Below are 6,900 nucleotides of genomic sequence, written 5' to 3' on the forward strand. Positions count from 1 at the left end.
GGTCATCTTCTTCCTTGGAACATGCCAAAAACGGACGAGTCCCCCATTTCCGAATAGCGTTCAGAATGACAGATACCACCTTAGTTGGCGGTATCTGTGTTGATATTAGAAAGTCAATGAGTCGGTTCGTAGACGCTTACATTAAAATGATTCCGTTCGTGTTTGTCATATTGTGGTCGTCAGGTTTTGTTGGCGCGCGCCTTGGTGTGGAGTACGCGGAGCCTGCGACATTACTTTCATTAAGAATGGTAGCTAACGTAGCCCTGTTCTTGGTTTTGATTACAATCCTTAAGCGCCGTATCCCTCGCGGTCGATCATTCTTCCACGCTTGTGTTGTTGGTATTTTGATTCATGGCTTCTACTTGGGTGGAACCTATATGGCGATTCACTTGGGAATGCCAGCGGGGCTGAGCTCTTTGTTGGTAGGTTTGCAGCCGATCCTTACAGCATTGATCATGGTGAGTTGTACTGTGCAACGGTTTAATTTCGCGCAATGGCTGGGTTTAGCGCTTGGTTTTGTGGGCATCAGTCTAGTGTTGATGGGGAATATTGAATGGCAATCCGAAGATCAAAAAGGCATGGCTATTCTCGTGTGTTTGGTGGCGCTGGTGGGTATTACATGTGGTACTTTGTATCAGAAATATTTTTGTCAGGATACCGATATGGTCGGTGGGGCGATGGTCCAATATCTGGCTGCGGCAGCTTTGTTTGTGCCTTTCGCCATGCGCTACGAAACCATGCAAGTCGATTGGACCGTTGAGTTCATCTTAACCTTAACTTGGCTGGTGGTGGTACTGTCATGCGTTGCGGTGCTGTTGTTACTGTATATGGTGCAGCATGGTGCCTCTTCGAGTGTCGCTTCGGTGTTTTATCTCGTCCCACCCACCACGGCGATTCAGGCTTGGCTTATTTTCGGTGAATCGTTCGATTTTTATGGTGCCATGGGCTTTGCGCTTTCAGCTGCGGCCGTGTATCTGGTGGTCAAGAAACCGAATATTTTAAGCTCACAGCGTGTTACCCCACTCACTGTCAGTAAGTAAATAAGTAAGTGGGCAGATTCGCGCCTCATCGTATGAGCATGAGGCGCTAACGGTGATAAAGGTTGGTGAAAAGTACATCTATCTACGGATGCTTGTTATTCGATATCAATGACTCTGCTTAGGCTTGCAAGGATTTACTGTACTTGGATAGCTCGATCAATGATTTGGCATTGAGCTTTTGCAGTAAGCGACTCTTATAGGTGCTTACCGTTTTTTGGCTAATGTTGAGCTGGTTAGCAATGGCCTTATTACCGACGCCGTCGAGCAGCTGTTTAAGGACTTCGCGCTCTCTTACTGACAGCGAATCGAATGGGGTAGGGGTTGCGTTGCGCAAAGGGCTCCCATCCGAATCCTGACCACCGTAGTAGATGATTTTCTCGACCATCTCATTGAGCTCTAGACTCTTGGTAATGTAGGTTGCACCAAGCCCTTGGCATAGCGAACCATAGAGTGGATTATCTTCGCCTGAAATAAAAATCACTCTTCCACAGAACCCGGTCTGGCGAATTTTCTCAACCAATTGAAAGCCACTTTCATCACTCAAGTTCACGTCAACAATGATCAGGTTATAGACATTATCTCGCATAGCATCGAGTGCTAATTGCGGCTTGGTGACATTATGCGCATTTTCAACATTGTATTGCTCAAGTAGCGCATTTTTTAGTGCGATGCCGATAATAGGCTGGTCATCAATCACCAGTACATTGAGTTTTTTTACGTCAGATGTGCTCTTTTTCTCAACAAGCGCTTGCTGAAGATCATGAATCGACATCGGGCGACCAGTAAAGTAGCCTTGGCACTCATCTGCGCCCATGTTCTTGATGTACTGCCAAGTTTCGGCATCTTCAATCCCTTCGACCACAACCTTCAACTGCAACGCCTTCGCTGTGCCAATACAGAGTTTAACGATCGAGGCATTTTGGTAATCTTTAGTTACGTTATGGGCAAAACTGCGATCTATTTTAAGAATATCAAAAGGGATCTGCGTGATCTTTTCAAGTGATGAATAGCCAGTACCAAAGTCATCTATGGCGAGTCTCACACCAAGCAGCTTGAGGCGGGCTAAGTTGATGAGTGAGTTGACATCTGAAGAGTAAATATGACCCTCCGTTAGTTCGAGAACCAAGTTTTGGTAGCTAAACCCCTCACGTTCACAGGTCTCGATGATCTCATTGCAGATATCACTACACTCAAGATCTCGCTGAGTCAGATTTATCGATAGTTTGATCGGTGTTGTCAGGTTAAGGCTTTGTATCGCTCTGACCGATTTATTGAGGACCGAGCAAAATATCAACCGGTAGTTCTCTGGTTTTGTGATGTAAGGTAAAAAATGATTCGGGGTTAATACCCCAAGCTGAGGGTGATCCCAACGTATTAGAGCTTCAACACCGACGATTTTCTGTGACTGAAAATCAACTTGCGGCTGATAATAATAAAAGACTTGGTCGTCTTCGATCGCATGCATGACTTCAGATTCGGTAAAGATGAACTGTGGTTGGTTCTGTTTAAAATGCTGCTTGGTTTGGGGAACATTCGCAGAGACGATGCTTGAGATGCATTCATGGGTAAAAGGTTTCTTTAAACTGTGGACACTTTTGAACCTCAGCGTTTTACAGGCTAAGTAAGTCAGCTTTATTACACCTATATCACTTGAGCTTAAGATGGTGATGCTGGCTGAACTTTGGTGTTTCGAGATATCACGAAGTAGCAAGATCCCATCAGAGTCTGGCAGTCGTATATCACAAAAAATATGGGAGAATTTTTCGCTGGTACAGAAATTAAGCGCACTCTTACTGGTATGAGCGATGGTAATTTGTGTGATACCTAGGTCATTCAAGAGCAACTTTAACGTGATGGCTTGAATATGATCATCTTCAATTATTAGAGCTTTCATAGTACATATCACTCAGTTGGGTGACGGGGTGATTGCTTCGTCGACAATGTGTATTATTTTTGTTAACTCACTGCACAGTAATTCGTTGTAAGCAAGATCGCAGTGGTCAAGTTTTTCTATTTTTTCTGTTAATTCAGAGAGGTACTGAATATTTAATAGTTGAGCTGAGCCCTTTATTTTATGAGCGACTTTTTTGTAGCTGTCAGGGTTTTCAGATAAAACTCTGATATCTGACGCGAATGACTCGCTGATCACCGGTAACAACTCTTTTTGGTACGATTTTTTTATATGGTGAAGCCAGCCTGAATGTTCTGGTTTTACTTCGAACGGCTCTATTTGTTGATTTTCTTGTTGTTGGCTAATGGGTAAATAGCATCGCAGTACATCAATCAGGTCTTTCAATTCATAAGGTTTGTAAAGTACATCATTCATACCAACCGAGAGACATTCTGAATGCGCGGTTTTCGGGTCATCGGCGGTACAACCAATGATCACGATCTGTGAGTGATTTTGGTCGTTACGTATCAACTCAGTGAGCCTAAAACCATCAATCTTAGGCATGTGGTTATCGGTGATGATCAAGTCATAGCTCAGCGGGTTTTGCTCAAAGAGCGTAATTGCTTCTTGGCCATCACTCGCGATACTGCAATCAACGCCAATTTCTTCAAGCTGTTGCTTAATCATCCACTGGTTAACCTTATTGTCTTCAGCCACGAGAATATGACCGGACAGTTGGATTAAGTCCGGTTCTACCTCTTGATTCCACTTGCCGAAACTAAGTAGGTAATCGTATATCTCACTCGGAAATCTCTCATAGATATTATTGATGAGTGGCGCAGCAAAAGAGTGACCGTTTTCGTTGTAGAGCCCCCATTCACCTAGCCAAGAATTGATGATAGGGGAGCTTGAATAAAACGGTGTTGATGGTAAATCGTTTTTCAATCCTAATGTAACAAGTGGCACTGATACAGTGATATTGGTTCCTAGGTTTATTTGAGAACGAATATCGATGTGCCCCTCTAGCTGTTTGATGATTTTATCGACTATCGTCATGCCAAGACCTGTGCCTCCGAATTGGCGGGAGGTACTGTTATCAGCCTGAACAAAGGGTTCAAATATGGTCCCAACTTGTTGTGAGGTCATGCCTATTCCAGTGTCTTGCACTTGGAGTTGAAGGGCATGTTGGGTAATGGATATATCGACGCTGATAGAGCCCGACTCGGTAAATTTGATCGCATTCGACAGCAAGTTAGTGAGCACTTGCTGGATCTTGTCGATGTCGGTGGCAACCAATATATGTGGGGTAGGGGTCCAGTTAACTTTGAAATCGATGCCTTTTCCGAGTGCATGCGACTGCTGAGATTTTAGGATGGTGTCGATTCCTACCAATATGTTAGTAGGGTTAATCATGATGGTACTCTCACCTGCTTCCATCTTCGAGAAGTCGAGGATGTCACTGACATGATTATTGAGTAGATAAGCAGACTTTCGAATACTCTCGATATACATATTTTGTTCACTGTCATTGTTCTTGCGCTCTAGGAGTTCAAGAAGCCCGACAATGCCATTGATAGGGGTGCGCAGTTCATGCGTGATCATTGCCAAGAATCTCGAGCGGGTATCAATGGCTTTGTTTGCAATCTGGTTGGCCTTCACTAACTCTTTCTTATGATTATGATCTTTGGTGGTGTCATCTAAGACTAATATTTTGAATTTTTTGCCTGTTCTTGGATTTTCAACATGGTGTAAGTATTGTTTGAAGTAACTCTTGTTGCCGTTTTCGCTCTCGTCACTGGTTTCGTCGAGCTCTTCATCGTGCTGCTGGGCATTGATAATTGTACGTATGCCATTTTCGTGGCTGCATTGGTTACATTTGTCGAAGTATTTTCGGTAGATCTTGTTAGTAAATACTTGCTGGTTCTGCTCGTCCATCACAGACACGAGTACCGGAAGGTCATCAAGCAGTGTCGAGAACCAAAGTGCCTCTTCAGACGCTTTTTTCTTTTCATTGTATTGAGCTTGTAGGATCTTTTTCATCCGGTTTTGGCGTAGCCAATGGAACAGAAAAATCATGGAGATAATGAGCAGTGCTCCGACGGCTATCATTATTAAGGTGGATCTGTTGTAGCCGTAATTGATCACCCCTAGCTTGTAGCGATATTTGAATTGCTCGATATGGAGGTTTGTTATGGGATAGAGAGTGTGATTGATGAGATCCATTGCCGAGGTATGTTGGTCCGCTAGTAGCATACCAACGGGCACACTGTAGAAGCTTTCTGTTTCTTCCAGTGAAATTTTGTCTCCATAACGAGTAATAAAATCATAACCAATGACATCTTTGTTTAACAATGCACGGCCAATATTACCATCAATGAGTGCTTTAAGGAGTTGGTTCGGTTGTGTATAAAAGCTTAAAGAAAAATCGTTGCCGAATTTATCATCGATGTAATGATTAAGCGCTTCTACTCGTGATAAAACACCCATCTCTGTGTTTGCTTGCTTGCCCATTAATAGCAGAAAGTGTGCTTGAGTATAAGGTTGGGATTGGATGATACCTTCACCCTTAAAATTAGGATCCTCAAGGTTGGCATAGGCAATGAGGTCAATTTTACCTTGCTTAAATAGATCGATGGCTTCTTGACCATGGCTTTCGACATACTGGAAATTTAGGCTTGTTCTCAATGAGATTTGCCTCAGAATGTCGATAACATAACCACTTGGTTGTTGTGTTGATTTGTCAATGAAAAGAGCCGGGAATATATCTCGATTTATTGTATAGCGAAGCGTATTATTACCTGGTGGGTTTGATATCTGCCGGATGTTAGCTTGTGTGGCATGGAAATATTTATTACTAGTGTCAATACCACCATAGTTGTTAATATAAGCAATCGTTTTATTGATGATATTTTCTAAGATGGGGTGTTTTTTCGAAATTATCACTCGATTCTCTTCAATGAAATTATCGTCAAAGAACTTGATCTGCCCGGAATTAAAATTATTAAAGCTGTAATTCATTAGCGAGGCATAGTTACTGACAATACCATCAACAATGCCTTCTTGAACCAGCGCAATACTCGCCAAAAAATCGAGTGTAGGCACAACCGAATCGTATCTTTCCTGTAAATAATCACAGTATGAGGAACCCTCGACACAAGTCCAGGTCATGTTGCTGGGTTTTTCACCAATATTTCCTGGGATATCAACCCAGTACGCCATCACTTCTTTATAAATAATATCGGAGAAAATAACGTCTTGATCCCGATAGCGACTGTCACTATAGCCAATGGATATATCGGACGCACCTGAGCTGATGTCATCTATCACTCCGGATATGTGTGGGAATATTTTTGTTTCAATAGGAATATTTAAAATATCACTGATTTGATGAGTAATATCTTGGTGGATACCTTTTATTATACCATTATCAAGTTGTGAATATGGTGGGTAGTAGATCCCAAAGTGGGCGACAACCAAATGACTTTTGTTTTTTAAGTACTGTTTTTCTTCTTTCGTTAGGTTTAAATCACCAAAAGCTTGTGTTCTAAATGAAAATATTGACAATAATATAAAAAACAATATTGTTGGTTTTTTCATATTATCCCCCTATTTTTCGAACTGATTTTATTATATTTATTGCCACGTTCACTTTGTTATGTACTTTGTATTGTTAGCCAAAGCGAATAATTGACAGCACTATTCAATGTATAATAATAGCCAGTGCTATAAAAACCGCATGTAAGAATTATCCTACATTATCTGACTTTTTGATTCAATTTAATTGACGATCATATGACTCATTTTATCCTATAGAGGTAGAGGTAGAGGTAGAGGTAGAGGTAGAGGTAGAGGTAGAGGTAGAGGTAGAGGTAGAGGTAGAGGTAGAGGTAGAGGTTTTGTTGCTTAATTCAGATAGAAGACATGCCTGGTCCATAGTTGCCTAATTCTTAAACAATGCACTGAGTTTCA

The 6,900-nt window shown here is 42.0% G+C and carries 3 protein-coding genes; 1 reads left to right on the forward strand and 2 read right to left on the reverse strand.

The window, feature by feature from the left end; all coding sequences use genetic code 11:
* Positions 1 to 116 precede the first annotated feature (116 nt).
* Positions 117 to 1,040, forward strand: a complete 924-nt coding sequence (locus Q1A70_RS18185; RefSeq protein WP_299694976.1) for a DMT family transporter — start codon at positions 117 to 119, stop codon at positions 1,038 to 1,040.
* Between the two features lie 118 nt (positions 1,041 to 1,158).
* Here Q1A70_RS18185 and Q1A70_RS18190 read toward each other — a convergent pair whose 3' ends face one another.
* Both Q1A70_RS18190 and Q1A70_RS18195 read right to left on the reverse strand, forming a co-directional pair.
* On the reverse strand, positions 1,159 to 2,934 hold the full coding sequence (locus tag Q1A70_RS18190; protein ID WP_299694970.1) for an EAL domain-containing protein: 1,776 nt from the start codon (positions 2,932 to 2,934) through the stop codon (positions 1,159 to 1,161).
* Between the two features lie 12 nt (positions 2,935 to 2,946).
* Complete coding sequence (locus Q1A70_RS18195) at positions 2,947 to 6,528, reverse strand: ATP-binding protein (RefSeq protein ID WP_299694973.1); 3,582 nt, start codon at positions 6,526 to 6,528, stop codon at positions 2,947 to 2,949.
* Positions 6,529 to 6,900 lie beyond the last annotated feature (372 nt).

Origin of the sequence: uncultured Vibrio sp. (assembly GCF_947488985.1) — a bacterium.
Classification (GTDB): Bacteria; Pseudomonadota; Gammaproteobacteria; order Enterobacterales; family Vibrionaceae; genus Vibrio.